The 16,652-nt window shown below is 67.5% G+C and carries 15 protein-coding genes; 4 read left to right on the top strand and 11 right to left on the bottom strand.

Features of this window, described 5'->3' with window-relative positions:
* Positions 1 to 4: 4 nt before the first annotated feature.
* On the bottom strand, positions 5 to 1,552 hold the full coding sequence (gene glpD, locus LZA78_RS13295) for a glycerol-3-phosphate dehydrogenase (RefSeq protein ID WP_233677487.1): 1,548 nt from the start codon (positions 1,550 to 1,552) through the stop codon (positions 5 to 7).
* A 185-nt stretch (positions 1,553 to 1,737) separates the two neighbouring features.
* Here glpD and LZA78_RS13300 point away from each other — a divergent pair, with 185 nt between their 5' ends.
* On the top strand, positions 1,738 to 2,202 hold the full coding sequence (locus LZA78_RS13300; RefSeq protein ID WP_233677418.1) for a lytic transglycosylase domain-containing protein: 465 nt from the start codon (positions 1,738 to 1,740) through the stop codon (positions 2,200 to 2,202).
* Between the two features lie 7 nt (positions 2,203 to 2,209).
* Here LZA78_RS13300 and LZA78_RS13305 read toward each other — a convergent pair whose 3' ends face one another.
* Both LZA78_RS13305 and LZA78_RS13310 read right to left on the bottom strand, forming a co-directional pair.
* Positions 2,210 to 4,708, bottom strand: a complete 2,499-nt coding sequence (locus LZA78_RS13305; RefSeq protein WP_233677419.1) for an ABC transporter permease — start codon at positions 4,706 to 4,708, stop codon at positions 2,210 to 2,212.
* On the bottom strand, positions 4,705 to 5,385 hold the full coding sequence (locus LZA78_RS13310) for an ABC transporter ATP-binding protein (protein ID WP_233677420.1): 681 nt from the start codon (positions 5,383 to 5,385) through the stop codon (positions 4,705 to 4,707). Before LZA78_RS13310 ends, LZA78_RS13305 begins: the two co-directional genes overlap by 4 nt.
* Between LZA78_RS13310 and LZA78_RS13315 the strand changes: the two genes are divergently transcribed.
* Complete coding sequence (locus LZA78_RS13315) at positions 5,384 to 6,073, top strand: arylesterase (protein ID WP_255697488.1); 690 nt, start codon at positions 5,384 to 5,386, stop codon at positions 6,071 to 6,073. The two genes, LZA78_RS13310 and LZA78_RS13315, sit on opposite strands and share 2 nt — an antisense overlap.
* A gap of 1 nt (position 6,074) precedes the next feature.
* Here the strand turns inward: LZA78_RS13315 and LZA78_RS13320 are convergent, their stop codons facing one another.
* From LZA78_RS13320 to hemC, 3 genes are read right to left on the bottom strand one after another with little or no spacing between them, the layout of a single operon-like run.
* Positions 6,075 to 7,280: an MFS transporter gene (locus tag LZA78_RS13320; RefSeq protein WP_233677422.1), complete on the bottom strand. Its 1,206-nt coding sequence runs from the start codon at positions 7,278 to 7,280 to the stop codon at positions 6,075 to 6,077.
* Between the two features lie 55 nt (positions 7,281 to 7,335).
* On the bottom strand, positions 7,336 to 8,715 hold the full coding sequence (locus LZA78_RS13325; RefSeq protein WP_233677423.1) for an FAD-binding oxidoreductase: 1,380 nt from the start codon (positions 8,713 to 8,715) through the stop codon (positions 7,336 to 7,338).
* On the bottom strand, positions 8,712 to 9,656 hold the full coding sequence (gene hemC / locus LZA78_RS13330) for a hydroxymethylbilane synthase (RefSeq protein ID WP_438811079.1): 945 nt from the start codon (positions 9,654 to 9,656) through the stop codon (positions 8,712 to 8,714). Before hemC ends, LZA78_RS13325 begins: the two co-directional genes overlap by 4 nt.
* A gap of 105 nt (positions 9,657 to 9,761) precedes the next feature.
* Between hemC and hemE the strand changes: the two genes are divergently transcribed.
* Entirely contained in the window at positions 9,762 to 10,793 is a 1,032-nt protein-coding gene (gene hemE, locus LZA78_RS13335; RefSeq protein ID WP_233677425.1) for a uroporphyrinogen decarboxylase, read from the top strand.
* 46 nt (positions 10,794 to 10,839) lie between these two features.
* Here hemE and LZA78_RS13340 read toward each other — a convergent pair whose 3' ends face one another.
* Positions 10,840 to 12,762 (bottom strand): DEAD/DEAH box helicase, encoded by a 1,923-nt coding sequence (locus tag LZA78_RS13340; RefSeq protein WP_233677426.1) that lies wholly within the window; start codon positions 12,760 to 12,762, stop codon positions 10,840 to 10,842.
* Positions 12,763 to 12,878: 116 nt separating this feature from the next.
* Positions 12,879 to 13,760: an oxygen-dependent coproporphyrinogen oxidase gene (gene hemF / locus LZA78_RS13345; RefSeq protein ID WP_233677427.1), complete on the bottom strand. Its 882-nt coding sequence runs from the start codon at positions 13,758 to 13,760 to the stop codon at positions 12,879 to 12,881.
* 111 nt (positions 13,761 to 13,871) lie between these two features.
* Here hemF and LZA78_RS13350 point away from each other — a divergent pair, with 111 nt between their 5' ends.
* Positions 13,872 to 14,279 carry a hypothetical protein gene (locus LZA78_RS13350; RefSeq protein ID WP_233677428.1) on the top strand — a complete coding sequence of 136 codons (408 nt, stop codon included), beginning with the start codon at positions 13,872 to 13,874 and terminating at the stop codon, positions 14,277 to 14,279.
* Positions 14,280 to 14,282: 3 nt separating this feature from the next.
* On the opposite strand, the gene LZA78_RS13355 is transcribed toward LZA78_RS13350, so the two are convergent.
* The 3 genes from LZA78_RS13355 to clpS are packed head-to-tail and all read right to left on the bottom strand — an operon-like array spanning position 14,283 to position 16,549.
* Positions 14,283 to 15,092, bottom strand: coding sequence for an SDR family NAD(P)-dependent oxidoreductase (locus tag LZA78_RS13355; RefSeq protein WP_233677429.1), 810 nt, complete (start codon positions 15,090 to 15,092; stop codon positions 14,283 to 14,285).
* A 41-nt stretch (positions 15,093 to 15,133) separates the two neighbouring features.
* Positions 15,134 to 16,171: a class I SAM-dependent methyltransferase gene (locus tag LZA78_RS13360; RefSeq protein WP_233677430.1), complete on the bottom strand. Its 1,038-nt coding sequence runs from the start codon at positions 16,169 to 16,171 to the stop codon at positions 15,134 to 15,136.
* 54 nt (positions 16,172 to 16,225) lie between these two features.
* Entirely contained in the window at positions 16,226 to 16,549 is a 324-nt protein-coding gene (gene clpS, locus LZA78_RS13365; protein ID WP_233677431.1) for an ATP-dependent Clp protease adapter ClpS, read from the bottom strand.
* Between the last annotated feature and the right edge of the window lie 103 nt (positions 16,550 to 16,652).

The following is a 16,652-nucleotide window of genomic DNA, read 5'->3' on the forward strand; positions in this document are numbered from 1 at the left end:
GAACTTACCCTTCCCGCGCCTCAGCCATGAAGGCAGCAACCGCCGCGACCTGATCGGGGCTCAACCGCAGACCCAGCTTGGTGCGCCGCCACAGCACGTCCTCGGCGGTGCGCGCCCATTCCCTCTCGATCTGCCAGCGGATCTCGGCCTCGGTCAGCGTCGCTCCGAAATCGCACCCCAGATCGGCGGCCGAAGTCGCCTGCCCGAGGATCGTGCGCGCCTCGCTGCCATAGGTGCGCAGCAGACGCGCGGCCCATGGCATGCTCAGGAAAGGATAATCGCCGCATAGTGCCTCGCGCAGGTCGGCAACCTCGGCCACGGCGAACTCACCCCCCGGCAAGGGCACGCCCGCCGTCCAGTCTCCCGCCATATGCGGAAAGCGCGACGCCAGTTTCGCCAATGCCGCCTGCGCCAGACGCCGATACGTCGTGATCTTGCCGCCGAAAATGTTCAAAAGCGGCGCGCCATCATCATCGAGCCGCAAGACATAATCGCGCGTGGCCGCCGTGGCCGAACTTGCCCCGTCATCAAAAAGCGGCCGCACCCCCGAGAACGTCCAGACGATATCGGCGCGCGTCACCGGGCGGGCGAAATATTCCGAAGCGAAGGCGCAAAGATAGTCCTGCTCGGCCTCGGTGCAGATCGGGGCATCGGGTGCGCCTTGGTGATCCTGATCGGTGGTGCCGATCAGCGTGAAGTCGCATTCATAGGGAATGGCGAAGCAGATGCGCCCGTCGCGGCCCTGAAAGAAATAGGCATGGTCATGATCGAAGAGCTTGCGCGTGACGATATGCGAGCCGCGCACCAGCCGGACCCCATCGCGCGAGGGGATGTGGATCGTGTCGCGGATTACCCCGCCTACCCAGGGCCCTGCGGCATTGATCAGGGCGCGCGCGAAATACGCGCCCGCCTCGGTCTCGATGCGCCAAAGATCGCCCTCGCGATGGGCCTCAAGCACCTTGCAGCGGGTCAGGATCGTCGCGCCACGCGCCTGCGCATCGCGCGCGTTCAGCAGCACAAGCCGTGCGTCATCGACCCAGCAATCGGAATACTCATAGGCACGCGCAAAATCGGCCTTCAACTCGCGCCCGGCCGGATCGCAGCGCAGATCCAGCGCCCGCGTCCCCGGCAACAGCCGCCGCCCGCCGAGATGGTCATAGAGGAAAAGCCCCGCCCGGATCATCCAGCCGGGCCTGCGCCCGCGCAGCCACGGCATCGCCAGACCTGCCAGACGGCTGACGGGCGAGGTGGGCTCGAACCGCATCTGAGGATGCAAGGGCAGCACGAAGCGCATGGGCCGCGCGATATGGGGCATCGCCTGCAGCAGCACCTCGCGCTCGGCCAGAGCCTCATGCACGAGCCGAAGCTCGAGATATTCGAGGTAGCGCAGCCCGCCGTGGAAGAGCTTGGTCGAGGCCGAGGACGTCCCCTGCGCAAGGTCGCCCTGCTCGGCCAATGTGACGGACAGACCCCGCCCCGCCGCGTCACGGGCGATCCCGCAGCCATTGACGCCGCCGCCGATGATGAACAGATCCACTGGGTTCCCGGCCATATCTGACAAGGAAAACCTCCTTTGACATCATGCCATTGAACCTAGTGGGCGCCTTTGACGCGCGCTTGTCAAAACGAATTTTCGCGAGGCGATCGGCAAAGCTCCGCTTACGTTCGGGCAACAGGCTATGCGCATTGCGCAGCGAAGGGTATCACTTTCAGGACCCGAATTGCTCCGAGGTAGTGATGCATCTGACCCGCCGTTCCGCGCTTTTGTCGCTGATCGCACTGGCCGCCTGTGGCACTGCCCCGCGCGAATCCTCCAAATCGGTCGAGTTTGACCTGCATCCGGGCGAGACCCCGGAACTGCGTCGCCTGATCAATCGCTATGCCGATGAATACGAGGTGCCGCGCAGCCTGGTGCATCGCGTGATCCAGCGCGAGAGCGGCTATAATGCCGGCGCGCGCAATGGCCCCTATTACGGCCTGATGCAGATCCTGCCCCAGACCGCGCGCGGCATGGGTTTCGACGGCACGCCGACGGACCTGCTCGACGCCGAGACCAACCTCAAATACGCGGTGAAATACCTGCGCGGCGCATGGCTTTGCGCCGATGGGTCGCATGACGCGGCCGTCAAATGGTATGCGAGCGGCTATTACTACGAAGCCAAGCGCCGCGGCATCCTACGCGAGGCTGGCCTGCGCGCCTGACGCCCGCCTATTCCCGGTCGCGCAGCACGCCTGCGGGGCGCTCGGCCAGCGGCCGTAGCGCGAAGGCAAGACCCGCGATCAGCGTGGCCAGAATCCCCCCTGCCACGATCGCCAGCGCGGGAAGCGGGGCAAAGCGGAACTCGGCCTCCATCACCAGATCAACCACGGCCCAGCCCGCGATCGCGCCAAACAGGATCGCGACCAGCCCTGCCGCGGCCCCCATCAGCGCCGCCCGCAGCGCGAAGGACGCAAGGATCGTCGAACGCGTGGCCCCAAGGGTCTTGAGCAGCGCGGCCTCCCAGGCGCGGGTACGCTCGCCCGCCGCGGCGGCCCCGATCAGCACCACGAAGCCCGTCAGCAAGGTCACCCCCGCCGCAAGCGAGGTGGCCCGCGCGATTGCACCAAGCGCCTCGGTCACGCGGTCGATGGCATCGCGCACCCGGATCGCGGTGATATTGGGGAATGCCCGCGCCAGATCGCGCAGGATCTGCGCCTCGGCGCTTGGCGGGGCGTAGATCGTGGCCAGCATGGTATGCGGCGCGCCCGACAGCGCGGCGGGGTTGAAGGTCAGCACGAAGCCGATCCCCATGGTCGAGAAATCGACATTGCGGAACGAGGCAATCCGCGCCTCGATATCGCGCCCGAGAATATTCACCGTCAGCCGATCCCCCAGCCTGAGGCCCAGTTCTGCCCCCTCCTTGGCCGACACCGAAACCAGCGGCTCGCCCGCGTAATCGGCAGGCCACCACTCGCCTTCGGTCAGGGCCTCGCGCGGGGTTTCGGCATAGGTCACGCCGCGGTCGCCGCGCAGGACCCAGTGTTCGCCCGCCAGTTCGCGTGCGTTCTGGCCGTTGATACGGGTCACGACACCGCGCAGCATCGGCACGGTCTCGACCCGCTCGACCTCTGGCATGGCATCGAGCGTGCTCAGGAAGGGTTGCAACTGGTCGGGCTGGATGTCGATCACGAAGTAGGCGGGCGCCTCGCTTGGCAGATCCTGCTGGATCGCGCCGCGCAGGCCCGCATCGACCTGCCCCACCGCCGCCAGCACCGACAGCCCCAGCCCGAGCGAGAGGATCACCGCCGTCGCCTCGGAGCGCGGGGCGCCAATGGCCGCAAGTGCCGCGCGCAGCGCGGGCCGCCCGCGCACGAGGTGGGCACTGGCCCGCGCGGCCCATCGCACCAGCAGGGCGGCGCCCGCAAGGATGATCAGCGCGAAGGCCACGCCGCCGAAGGTGCCAAGCGTCAGTTGCCACAACCCCGAGAACCAGACCGCCGCCGCCACAAGCACCGCGACCAGCCCGGCGACCACCCCGAAGGCCCGCCATGAGGGCAGGCGCCGCCCGCCCTGCGTCTCGCGATAGAGCAACGCCGCGCGCATCTGCGACATGCGCGCCAGCGGCCAGAGCGCGAAGATCGCCGCCACAAGCGCACCGTAAAGCGCTGCCTCCAGCATCGGCGGGGCGCTCAGGCGCACCTCGACCGGGATCGGCATGAGGCGCTCGATCACGCCCGCTGCGGCCAGAACCACTCCGGCGCCCAGGCCAAGGCCCGCCAGAATGCCGATCAGGCCCAGGACCGCCAATTGGATCAGGAAGGCCGCGCGAATGGTGCCCCCCTCGGCGCCAAGCGCGCGCAGCGTCGCAATGGTCTCTGCCTTGCGCTCCAGCCAGCCTGCGACGGTGGCCGAGATACCCACGCCGCCCACGGCCAGCCCCGCAAGGCCGACGAGCACAAGGAATGATCCCAGCCGGTCCACGAAACGCTCGGCACCCGGGCTGGCGCGGCGGCTATCGGACCAGCGCAGGCCGGCGTTTTCAAAGCGCGCCTCGGCGGCGGCTTTTGCGGCATCGACATCCGCACCTGCGGGCAGTAGCACGCGATATTCGCTTTCAAAAAGGGCGCCGGGCGCCAGTAGGCCAGAGCCCTCCAGCGCATCCAGCGCGATCAACGTGCGCGGTCCGAAGGCGACGCCCATGCCGGTCGAGTCCGGCTCTCGCAGGATGCGCGCCATCATCACGAAAGGCGTGCCGCCCAGCTCGAACCGATCGCCGGGGGCAAGGCCCAGCCGATCAGCCAGAACCGGGTCCAGAAAGGCGCCGGACAGGCCGTCCTGCCCCGCCAGCGCGTCCATGCCGACGGGCGGATCAAGTTCCAATTCCCCCAACAACGGATAGGCGCCATCGACAGCCTTGGCCTGCGTCAGCGCACGCTCATCCCCGACCGAAACCATCGAGCGGAAATCGACCACCTCGGACAGCGCCTCGGCACGAGAGGCGATCCAGTCGCGCTCTTCCGGGGTGGCCTGACGATAGGTGAATTCGTATTGCGCATCGCCCCCCAGAAGGGTCGCGCCCTGATCGGCAAGGCCCGTGCGGATCGCCCCGCGCACAAGGCCCACGGCGGCAATGGCCGCCACGCCCAGCATCAGGCACAGCAGGAAGACGCGAAAGCCGCGCACCCCGCCGCGCAACTCGCGCCGGGCGATGGTCAGGGCTGCGCTCATTCGGCCGCTCCGACGATCTTGCCGTCGAACAGTTGCACCACGCGGTTGCAGCGCTCGGCCAGTTCCGGGGCGTGGGTGACCATGATCAGCGTCGCCCCATGGCGCTCTTGCAGGCCGAACAGCAGGTCCATGATCGCCTCGCCATTGGCAGCGTCCAGATTACCCGTCGGCTCATCGGCGAGCAGGATGGCCGGGCGCGGCGCAACGGCGCGGGCCAGCGCCACGCGCTGCTGCTCGCCCCCCGACATCTCGGACGGGTAGTGCCCCCGGCGATGACCAAGGCCCACGGCCTCCAGCTCGGCCTCGGCGCGTGCAAACGCATCGCAGTGCCCGGCGATTTCCAGCGGCAGCGCGACATTTTCAAGCGCAGTCATCGTCGGGATCAGGTGGAAGGATTGGAAAACGATCCCCATATTCCCCCTGCGGAAGCGCGCAAGCTGGTCCTCGTCCATCGCGGACAGATCCTGCGACAGCGCCCGCACCGAGCCCCCGGTGGCGCGTTCCAGCCCACCCATCAGCATCAGGAGCGACGACTTGCCAGACCCCGAAGGCCCCGTAAGCCCCACGCTTTCGCCGCGCTCGATATCGAGGGTAATTCCCCGCAGGATCTCGACCGGCCCCGCGTTTCCATCTAGCGTCAGGCGGGCATCGGTCAGGGACAAAATGGCAGGGGTCATGCGGATCTTCCGGAAATGTCTTTCCTTCGCATATGGGGTGCGCGGCGCCCTCAGCAAGCTTGTTGTGGCGGCATTTCTTGTCGCACCGCTGCCAGCGGCGGCCGCGCCGCTCACGGTTCTGGCGCTTGGCGACAGCCTGACGCAGGGTTACGGGCTGGCCCCGGATGAGGGGTTGGTGCCCGCGCTCGGGCGCTGGCTTGAGGCGAATGGCGCCGAGGTCGAGCTGATCAACGCGGGTGTGTCAGGCGACACCACTGCGGGCGGGCGGGCGCGCGTCGCCTGGTCGCTGACGCCTGAAGTCGATGCCGTGATCGTGGAGCTTGGCGGCAATGACCTCTTGCGCGGTCTGCCGCCCGAGGAGGCGCGGGCGAACCTCGATGCGATCCTCGCCGAGGTCAGCGGGCGCGGACTGCCCGCGCTTTTGGTCGGCCTGCCCGCACCGGGCAATTACGGGCCGCGCTACAAGGCGGATTTCGACGCGATCTGGCCCGAACTGGCCGCGAAATACGATGCTGTGCTGCTGCCCGACCTGCTGGCGCCGATTGCCGAGCTGCCGCCCAAGGACCGCGCCGGGCGCAACCTGATGCAGGACGACAATATCCACCCCGCCCCCGCCGGGGTTGCGCTGGTGATCGAGGCGCTAGGGCCGAAGGTGCTGGAACTGTTGGCGAAAGTGCCTGCGGGCTGACCTAGTCGCGGCGGCGGTCGAGCGCCCAAAGTGCCCCGGCCCCCGCCAGCCCCAGCCCGGCCCCCAGAATCGCCGCCAGCCCATAGCCGCCAAGCGCCGTGCCAAGCGCGAAAACGCCTGCGCAGATCGCATCCCCGGCGAGCTTTTGCAGCGCCATGAGCGAGGCCCCCGCCCCCGGCCGCGCGGCCAGAAGCTCTTGCAGATAGGCCATCGGCTGGGTCAGCACGATGGCACCGCCCGCCGCTCCGGGGATGGTCAGCAGCCAGACATAGGGCGTCTCGGCCAAGAGCGGCAGGCCCGCTAGGTGCACACCATAAAGCGCCATGCCCCACCAGATCAGCGCGGTTTGCGAGGTGCGCCCCAGCACCATGGGCAGCGCGAGCATGAAGGGCACCTCAAGCCCCGCCAGAATGCCCGCGTAAAGCGCGGTATCGCCCGCACCGCGATGCGCGATCCCGGCAAAGACAAGGCCGACTACCACGAGATACAGCGTCACCGCCCCGTGGATCGTGCCAAGCGCCAGCACCCGGATCAGCACCCGCGCCTCGGCCATTTCGCGCAGCGATTGGGCAAAGCTGAGGCCCGATTTCGGGTCGGGCCAGCGGGTTGCCCCGTCGCGCGGCCAGAACCGCCAGACCAGCGCCAGAAGGACTCCGGCCACCACCAGCGAGACCGGATAGACCGTGATCAGCGGCACGCCCGCGCCAAAGACCACCGACCAGATCGGCAGCACGCAGACCCAAGGCAGTGCGAATGCGGCGCGCAGGGTTGCCTGAATGCCGGGGCGGTCGCGCTCGGGGTGAAGCGTCGCCGCCAGCCGCGCCAGCGCGAAGAACTGCCCGAAGAGCGAGCCTGACAGCGGCAGAATCAGCGCATGGGCCAGAACGAAGCTGGTGACCGCGGGGCCAAAGGTCATCAGCCCCGTGCCCGCCAGCAAGAACCCGCCCGAGGCAAGCGCGATCACCCTGCGGTTCGCACGCTGATCGGCCAGAATGCCAAACCCCACCGAGGCCGAGACCGAAAGCACCGAAGCCACCACCAGAAGCGCCGAATAAGCGCCATCGGACAAGCCGAACACCGTCACCGCCAGCGCCGAGGCATAGGGCGCCAGCGTCGCCGCATGGGCACCGAACAGGATCAAAAGCGCCCCCGAGAGCATCAGCATCGGGTCACGCAGGATCGGACGGAGGAAGGACGGAAGCGCCATGAAAAGCCTTAGGGTGAAGGCCCTGTGTGCGCTCCTCCGCCCCCGAATGCAAGGGTCAGGGAATGGTCTTGCCGGGGTTCAGGATGCCCTTGGGATCAAGGGCTACCTTGATCGCGCGCATCACATCTAGCGCAACGGGGTCCTTATGCGCGGCCATGGTGGCGCGCTTGGACAGGCCCACGCCATGCTCGGCGCTGAAGGTGCCACCAAGGGCCACGGCTTCCTCGGCCACGGCGGCGCGGATCGTGTCGTTCAGCGCCGGGTCGGTGCGGGTCGGATAGGCGGTGTAATGGATATTGCCGTCGCCAAGGTGAGCGATCACCAGCTCTTCGGCGCCCGGGTCGATGGTGGCCAGCCGCGCCGTCATCCGGTGCAGGAAGGTCTCGAGCCGATCAAGCGGGAAGGCCACGTCGCAATCCACCAGATCGGGGGTGGTGAAGGTGATCTCGGCGGCCGACTCGCGCATCTGCCACAGCTTGCGGCGCTGTGCCTCGGAGGTGGCGATGACGGCCTCGGCCACCTGCCCTGCGTCCAGCGCCGCGCCAAGCACCTCTTCGAGCAGCGTGGACGGGTCATCGCCCGCGCGGGTCGTCGCGATCTCAAGCAGGACATTCACCGGCTGCGGGTGGAAGGGGCAGGCGAGTTCAGGACGCAGACGGGCCAGACGCGCCATGTAATGGGCGGGCATGTATTCGAAGGCCTCGACCGCACCCCCCGTCGCCGCCTGCACGCGGTTGAGCAGATCGAGCGCGACGCCAAGGCTTTCAACGCCCAGAAGCGCTGTGCCATAGGCCACCGGCGCGGGCACCAGCCGCAGCACCGCTGCGGTGATGATGCCAAGCGTGCCCTCGGCGCCGATGATCAGGTCGCGCAGGTCGTAGCCGGTGTTGTCCTTGTGCAGCTGCGTGAGCAGGTTCAGTACCCGCCCATCGGCCAGCACGACCTCAACCCCCAGGCACAGCGCGCGGGCCGAGCCGTAGCGGATAACGTTCGAGCCCCCGGCATTGGTGGACAGAAAGCCCCCCACCATGGCCGAACCCTTGGCGCCGTAGGTGAGCGGAAAGGCCAAGCCGTGCTCGGCCGCGATCCCGTGCAGCGCCTCAAGCACCACGCCCGCCTCGGCCACCACGGTGCGGGCGGTGGGGTTGACCTCGCGCACACGGTTGAGGCGCGCCAGCGACAGCATCAGCGCGCCCTCGGCGTAAGTACCTCCGTTGAGCCCGGTATTGCCGCCCACCGGCACGACCGGGGTGCCCGTCTCATGCGCAAGGCGCAGGATGGCCGAGACCTCGGCCACCGTCGCGGGGCGCAGAACCGCCAGCGGGGTCCAGTGATAATGGCCCGTCCACTCGCGCCCATAGGCCGCCGCATCGGTGCCGCTCAGCACATGCGTCGGACCGATCAGGTCGCGCAGGCGGGCGAGCAGATCGCTCATCGCCAGTCGAAGAAGCCCTTGGGCGCCTGCGCCAGCAACCGCCGCGCAAGATCCGCGCCCAGTTCCGCCGCATCGGCAATCGGGGCCCGTGCCTCGCCCGAGATCGCCTCGGAGCCATCGGGCCGCAGGATCTCGCCGCGCAGCCAGAGCTGGTCGCCCTCAAGCATCGCAAGCCCGGCGATCGGCGTTTCGCACGAGCCGTCAAGCGTCGCGAGGTAGCTGCGTTCGGCGGTCAGACGATGGCCTGCGGGCGCATCGTGGATCGCCGCCAGCAAACGTTCGGTCATCGGGTCGGCCAGGCGCCGCTCGATCCCGATGCAGCCCTGCGCCACGGCGGGCAACATCTCATCGACCTCGATGGCCGAGCGCGCAACGTGGCTCATGCCCAGACGGTTCAGGCCCGCCATCGCGAGGAAGGTGGCAACCGCCACGCCCTCATCCAGCTTTTTCAGCCGGGTCTGCACGTTGCCGCGGAATTCCACCAGCTTCAGATCGGGGCGCTTGTTGGCCAGCTGCGCGCGGCGACGCAGGCTCGAGGAACCCACCGTCGCGCCCTGCGGCAGATCGGCCAGACGCGCGACACCGGGGCTGACGAAAGCATCGCGCACATCCTCGCGCGGGAGGTAGCAGTCAAGCACCAGCCCCTCGGGCTGCGCGACCGGCATGTCCTTCATGGAATGGACCGCGATGTCGATGCGGCCCTCCAGCATCGCCTCTTCGATTTCCTTGGTGAAGAGGCCCTTGCCGCCAAGCTCCTTCAGCGGCTTGTCGGCCGCGATCAGCGCGGCATTGTCGCCGGTCGTCTTGATCACCACGATCTCGAAGGCCGCCTCGGGCAGATCATGGGCGGCCATCAGCCGTGCGCGGGTTTCATGGGCCTGCGCCAGCGCCAGCGGGCTGCCACGCGTGCCGATCTTCAGCGGGTCCGTAATGGAAGGCATCTTGGTCATGGCCAAGCGATAACTGCGGCAATCGGCCCGCGCAAGCGCCGAACGCTTGACATCGCGCCGCAGGGCGGGCTTGTGGGGGCAATTGAGGAGACAGCGATGACCGAAAAGACCATCCTTCGTGCCCTGCGGGGCGAGGTTCTGCCCACCCCGCCGGTCTGGATGATGCGGCAAGCGGGCCGCTATCTGCCGGAATACCGTGCGACTCGCGCCGAGGCAGGCGATTTCCTGTCGCTGTGCTACAATTCCGACCTTGCCGCCGAGGTCACGCTTCAACCGATCCGCCGTTACGGCTTCGACGCGGCGATCCTGTTTGCCGACATCCTGCTGCTGCCGCAGGCGCTTGGCGTCGATCTATGGTTCGAGACCGGCGAAGGCCCGCGGATGACCACGGTCACGACGCCCGCCGAACTGGCCGCGCTGAAGGGCAAGGACGATATCCACGACACGCTTGGCCCGATCTATGAGACCGTGCGCATCCTGTCGCGCGAACTGCCCAAGGAAACTACGCTGATCGGTTTTGCTGGTGCGCCCTGGACGGTGGCTACCTACATGATCGCCGGACGCGGCACCAAGGATCAGGGCCCGGCCCATGCGCTCAAGGCCGCCGACCGCGCGACCTTCGCCGGGCTGATCGACCTGCTGACCACCTCGACCATCGAATACCTCTCGAAGCAGGTCGAGGCCGGCGCCGAGGTCATCAAGATATTCGACAGCTGGGCGGGCAGCCTCAAGGGACAGGATTTCGAGGATTTCGCCGTCGAGCCCGCCCGCCGCATCATCACGGAACTGAAAGCACGCTTCCCCGGCCTGCCGATCATCGCCTTCCCGCGCGAAGCGGGTGAGGGCTACATCGGCTTTGCCAAGAAGACCGGCGCGGACTGCGTGGCCATTGACAATTCGGTCTCGGCTGAATGGGCGGCGGCGAATGTGCAGAAAGACGGCTGCGTGCAGGGCAATCTTGATCCGCGCCACATGGTCACAGGCGGTCAGCCGCTGATCGACGCCACGCGTGAGGTGGTGCGCGCCTTCTCGAAAGGGCCGCATATCTTCAACCTCGGGCATGGCATCACGCCCGACGCCGACCCCGAGAATGTCGCGCTGATGATCGAGACGATCCGCAAGAGCTGAGAACCGCCCGTACAGCATGAAAAAAGGGGCCTCGCGGCCCCTTTTCTTATCCCTTGAACTTCTTCGGGCCGGGTTTGCCTGCCTTGGCACCCGGCTTGCCGAAGGGCTTGCCACCCGGTTTGCCGAAGGGCTTGCCTGCCGGTTTCTCGCCCGGCTTGCCATCAGACTTGCCGTATTTCGCCTTGGGTTTATCGAATTTCTGCGCTTCGCCATGGCCGCCTTCGCGGGCCCACGGGGCAGCCTTGCGGCCCTTGGGTGCGCCGAAGTCCTCGTCGCGGTCACGCGGTGGGCCCTTGCGGTGCGGTTTCTTCGGGCCGCGGTCGTCGCCGCCCTTGCTCCAGCGCGCGGGCTTGGGCGCGGGACGGTCGAGCCCCTCGGGCGCCTCGGCCAGAACCTCGACCTTGCACTTGTCCTCAAGCCGCATCGCGGGGCCGAGGCCGGTCATGAAGCGCGCGGCGGCGTCTTCATGGATCTGCACGAAGGTGTGGTCCTGCATCACGCGGATCGCACCGATGTCGCGACGGGTCAGGTCACCCGCGCGGCAGAGCATCGGCAGAAGCCACTTGGGATCGACCCATTCGTCATGGCCCATGCCAAGGCGCAGCCAGGTGGCGCGGTCGAACTCGGCGCGGGCGCGCGGCTTCGGGCCGTCAACCGTCACCGGAGTCAGATCCTCGGGGGCCGAACGCGCGGCGCGGAAGTTGCGCAGCACGGCAGCGGCCAGCTGGCGCGGCTCGAACGCCTCAAGCAACTGCGCAATCCCGTCGAATTCATCGGCGGTAGCGGCAGCGGTCAGCGCCGGATCTTGCAGGATACGCTGCTGATCTTTCGCCAGGATTTCCTCGGGGCCAGGCGCGCTGTCCCAATTCGCCGTGATCTGGGCCTCGCGCAGCAGACGCTCGGCCTTGGCGCGGACGTTCAGCGGAACGATCAGCGCCGAGACGCCTTTCGAGCCTGCCCGCCCGGTCCGGCCTGAGCGGTGCAATAGCGCCTCTCGGTTAACCGGCAGATCGGCATGGACCACCAGCTCAAGGCCCGGCAGGTCGATGCCGCGCGCGGCCACGTCGGTCGCGATACAGACCCGCGCCCGGCCGTCACGCATCATTTGCAGCGCGCGCGAGCGTTCGTCCTGCGACAGCTCGCCCGACAGCGCCACGACCGACAGGCCGCGGTTCAGCAGGCGCCCGGTCAGGTGCGTCACCGCCGCGCGGGTCGAGCAGAAGACGATGGCGCGCTCGGCCTCGTAGAAGCGCAGCACGTTGACGATGGCGTTCTCGCGGTCAGACTTGTCCACCATCAGCGCGCGGTAGTCGATATCGGCGTGCTGCTCGCGCGCGGCGATGGTCGAGATCCGCTGCGCATCGCGCTGGTAGGTCGCGGCCAGCTTGGCGATCGGCGGGGAAACGGTGGCAGAGAACATCAGCGTGCGGCGCTCTTCCGGGGCGGCTTCGAGAATGAATTCGAGGTCTTCACGGAAGCCGAGGTCAAGCATCTCGTCGGCCTCGTCCATCACGACGACTTGCAGGTCAGACAGATCCAGCGCGCCGCGACGGATATGGTCGCAGATCCGGCCCGGCGTGCCCACGACGATGTGGCAGCCACGCTCCAGCGCGCGACGCTCGTTGCGGGCGTCCATGCCGCCAACGGCACCGGCGATCACCGCGCCCGCCTTGGCATAAAGCCACGCCAACTCGCGGCTGACCTGTTGCGCGAGTTCACGGGTGGGGGCGATGATCAGCGCGTGCGGCAGGTCGGCATAGGGGGCAAAGGCGCCCTCAGCCAAAAGTTCCGACGCCATTGCCAGACCGAAGGCCACCGTCTTGCCCGAGCCGGTCTGCGCAGACACCAGCAGGTCTGCCCCTGCCAGCGCGGGGTCCGAGACCGCCTCCTGCACCGGGGTCAGAGTGGTGTATCCCTTCTCGGACAACGCCGCGGAAAGGGCGTCGGGAAGGTGCGGAAACTGGGTCATGGCGGGGCCTTCTGAAAACACGAAGGCCGCGTTCTAGTCCAAACCCCGCCGGGTGTATAGGGCGAATCGCCTGTGCAGCGGGCGAGCCCGCCAAGCGTTTAACGCGCGGCAGCGCCTTACGGCCACTTGGCCAGCGGCGGCAGGCTCATCAGCACGGCATCGGCATTGTGTCCGGTCTCAAGCCCGAACTTGGTGCCCCGGTCATAGACAAGGTTATATTCGGCATAGAGCCCGCGATGGATCAGCTGGGTGTCGCGGTCGGCCTCGGATGAGGGCGTGCCAAGGCGGCGCTCGGTCACCGGGACGAAAGCTGGCAGGAAGGCCGCGCCCACCGAGCGGGTAAAGGCGAAATCCGCCTCCCAGTCGCCGGTGTTCAGATCGTCGTAGAAGATGCCGCCCACGCCGCGCGCGCGGCCCCGGTGCGGGACGAAGAAATACTCATCCGCCCAGGCCTTGAAACGGGGGTAGTATTCCGCGTCATGCGCATCGCATGCGCCCTGCATCTGCGCGTGGAAATGCGCGGTATCCTCGGCGTATTCGATGCAGGGATTAAGGTCGGCACCGCCGCCGAACCACCAGGCACTAGGCGTCCAGAACATGCGGGTGTTCATGTGAACGGCGGGGGTGTGCGGGTTTTGCATATGGGCAACAAGGCTGATCCCCGAGGCCCAGAAGCGCGGGTCCTGCTCCATCCCCGGCACGCCGCGCGCCGCCATCGCCTTTTGCGCGCGCGGGGCCAGCTCGCCCCAGACGGTCGAGATATTGACGCCGACCTTCTCGAAGACGCGCCCGCCGCGCATCACGCTCATCTTGCCGCCGCCGTGATCTTCGCCGGCGGGGCCAGTGCGCGTGGTGGGGGTGACCTCGAACCGGCCCGGCGCGGCGGAACCCGGACCGCGATCCTCCAGATCCTCGAAAGCCGCCACGATACGGTCGCGCAGATCCGAGAACCACTGGCTGGCCTGCGCCTTGCGCGTCGTGAAATCGGTGTCGGTCATGCGCGGCTCCTCCTGATCACTTTTGGGTTCCTTAACAGGCGCGGGCCTCGGGCGGAATTGCCTTTTGCACCGCGCGGACGCAGGATAGGCCGTGGTTTTCAGGAGGTAGCTATGTTTTCGCGCGTGACCCTGGCGGTTCTTGGTGGGCTGATGTTTCTGGGCGCCTGCGGCACCCCGCAGGAACAATGCATCGGCCGCTCGACGCGCGAGCTGCGCAACCTCGAATACCTGCTGAAGGAAACCGAGGGCAACCTCGCGCGTGGTTACGCCTGGGAAGAATACGAGGTTCCTGTCTGGCGGCGCGAGATTTGCGGCACCGAACTGGTGCAGGGCAAGGACGGGCCGGTCGAGCGGCCGCGCTATTGCCTTGTGCATGACACCGAGACAAAGCGCCGCATCAAGTCGATCGACCCGGCGGAAGAGACCCGCAAGCGCGATGCGCTGAAAGCCAAGATCGCGGCGATCATGCCGCAGGTCGAGGCCAATATCGCCGCGTGCCGCGCAACCTACCCCGAGTAAGGATCAGAACATCGGCACCGCGATCGGATCGACCACGCTGCGCCCGCCATCGACCTGAAGAATCTGGCCGGTCATGAAGGACGCGCCCGGCGAGGCAAGGAATTGCACCGCCTCGGCCAGTTCCGTTGCCGGGGCGATGCGGCCAAGCGGAGTGCCTTCGGTCAGGGCCGCGCGCCACTCGGGGTTTTCCTTGATACCGGCGAGCAGCGATGCGCTCATGACCGAACCGAACGAGACGCCGTTCACGCGGATGCGGTGCGGTGCCAGAGCGACCGCAAGGCTGCGCGTTGCCTGATCCTGCGCGGCGCAGGCGATGGAATAGGCCAGCAGTTCGGGCTGCGCGCGCAGCGAGGCCTGGGTCGAGATATTGATGATGCAGCCCACCTCGCCCTCGGTGCGGTTTTCCTTCTCGGCCTGGCCCATCATCCGCTTGGCGGTCATCTGCGACAGGCGCAGCGCGCCGCGCATGTTCTGACGCATCATGTCGTCCAGGATATCCTGCGCCGGGTCCAGCGGATCGCAGGGCGTCACCGCCCGCGCCGCGTTGACCAAGATGTCGATCCGGTCGAAGGCGTCGATCGTGGCCGAGAGCAGGTTGTTCACCGTCAGCTTCTCGCACAGGTCGCCCGCGAAATAGCGCGCGGGGCCTTCGGTCTTGGCATTCTCGCCCAGTTCCGCGATCAGCTTGGTCTCGTCGATATCGGCGCACATGACATTGGCGCCACGGTCCAGAAAGTGGCGCGCGATGGCCAGACCGATGCCATGGGCGGCGCCGGTGATGATCGCAGTCTTGCCGGTGATGGAAAGCGACATGGGCTGTCCCCTGAGAGTGGTTTGCGGGTTTTTACCCGATTTTAACGGCGCGGACGAGCCATGCGCGTGCGTGGCGCAGCGACCGGCTTGGATCCGCCGACGATGGGCTTGGTGGCGCGGATGATCTTGAAGCCGCCATCCCCGCCGAGTTCCTCGAGCTCGTGGAAACTGGCGCGCAGGGCCTCCTCATAGGGCAGGTGGCGGTTGGCGACCATCCAAAGCGTCCCCGAGAGCGAGAGCATCGAGGCCGCCGCACGAATGAAGGCCGCGCCCAGCGCCGGATCGGCCGCGCGCGAGGTATGGAAGGGCGGGTTCATCACGATGCCCGAATAGCGCGCCTCGGGCACGTAGGCGGTGGCATCGGCCCAGACGAAGCGCGCGCGCGGGTCGGTGATGTTACGCCGCGCGCAGTCCAGTGCGGCGTGTTCGGCCTCGATCAGGTCGATGCTTTCAACGCCCTCGCGGGCCAAAACCTGCGCGGCAAGCCAGCCCCAACCCGCGCCCAGATCGGCCATCCGGGCGGGCAGCTTGGCCGGAAGCGCCTCGGCTAACAGCGCAGAGCCACGGTCGATGCCATCGGCGGAAAAGACGCCGGGCGCGGTGACAAAGCCCGGCGCGGGCTCGCCCGGACGGGCCTGCCACTCGGCCGGGGCGGCAGCGCCTGCGGCGAAGGCAAAGATCTTGCCATGCGCCTTGGCGAGCGGCGGGGTGACGACGGCCCAGGAGCGCAGATCCTTGAGCACCGAATCCACGCCATCATGCTTGGCGCCATCGACCCAGACCGCGCCGTTGGGTGCAACGCGCGCATTCGCCTCGAACAGGATCGCGCGGGCCTCGGCCTTGGCGCGGGGCAGGAACACGACAGCGGCGGCGTAACCGGTGTCCGGTTCGGCCACGACATCGAAGCCGCGCGCCTTCAGCGCGTCGAAATCGGGCGCGAAGCCCTGAATGACCTGCACACGCTCGCGCGGCAGGTCGGACAGGTCGGTGTCGCGGGTGGCGCGCCAGACGGCGATACGCCCCTCGGCGGGCAGGGCATCAGGCGCGGCAAGCGCGAGGGAAACTCGGGGATGGCTCATGGGGACCTTCGGGTCTGGCAATGGGGGCTGGCATCTGCGCATAGGCGCGATGCGTCATTCCTTTTCCATCGTGCATTGCAGCGGGTGTTGGTGGCGGCGGGCGAAATCCATCACCTGGGCCACCTTGGTCTCGGCCACTTCGAACGAGAAGACGCCCACCACGGCAAGCCCCTTCTTGTGCACGGTCAGCATGATCTCGAACGCCTGCGCATGGGTCATGCCGAAGAACCGCTCAAGGATATGCACGACGAATTCCATCGGCGTGTAATCGTCGTTGAGCAGCAGAACCTTGTACATGGGCGGGCGCTGCGTCTTGGGACGCGTCTTGAGCGCGACGCCGGCTTCGCCTTCGGCATCGTCCTTTCGGTCGGCCATCATGTGAATGGGCTCGCGCAAGTCGCTCTCTCGCAGGAATCGGATCCGTCTGTCCGGCGAATATAGGCGCATCTTCCCATATGAAAAGCCTTTTGCGGAAAGGGAA

Source organism: Rhodobacter flavimaris (assembly GCF_021378075.1).
GTDB lineage: Bacteria > Pseudomonadota > Alphaproteobacteria > Rhodobacterales > Rhodobacteraceae > Rhodobacter > Rhodobacter flavimaris.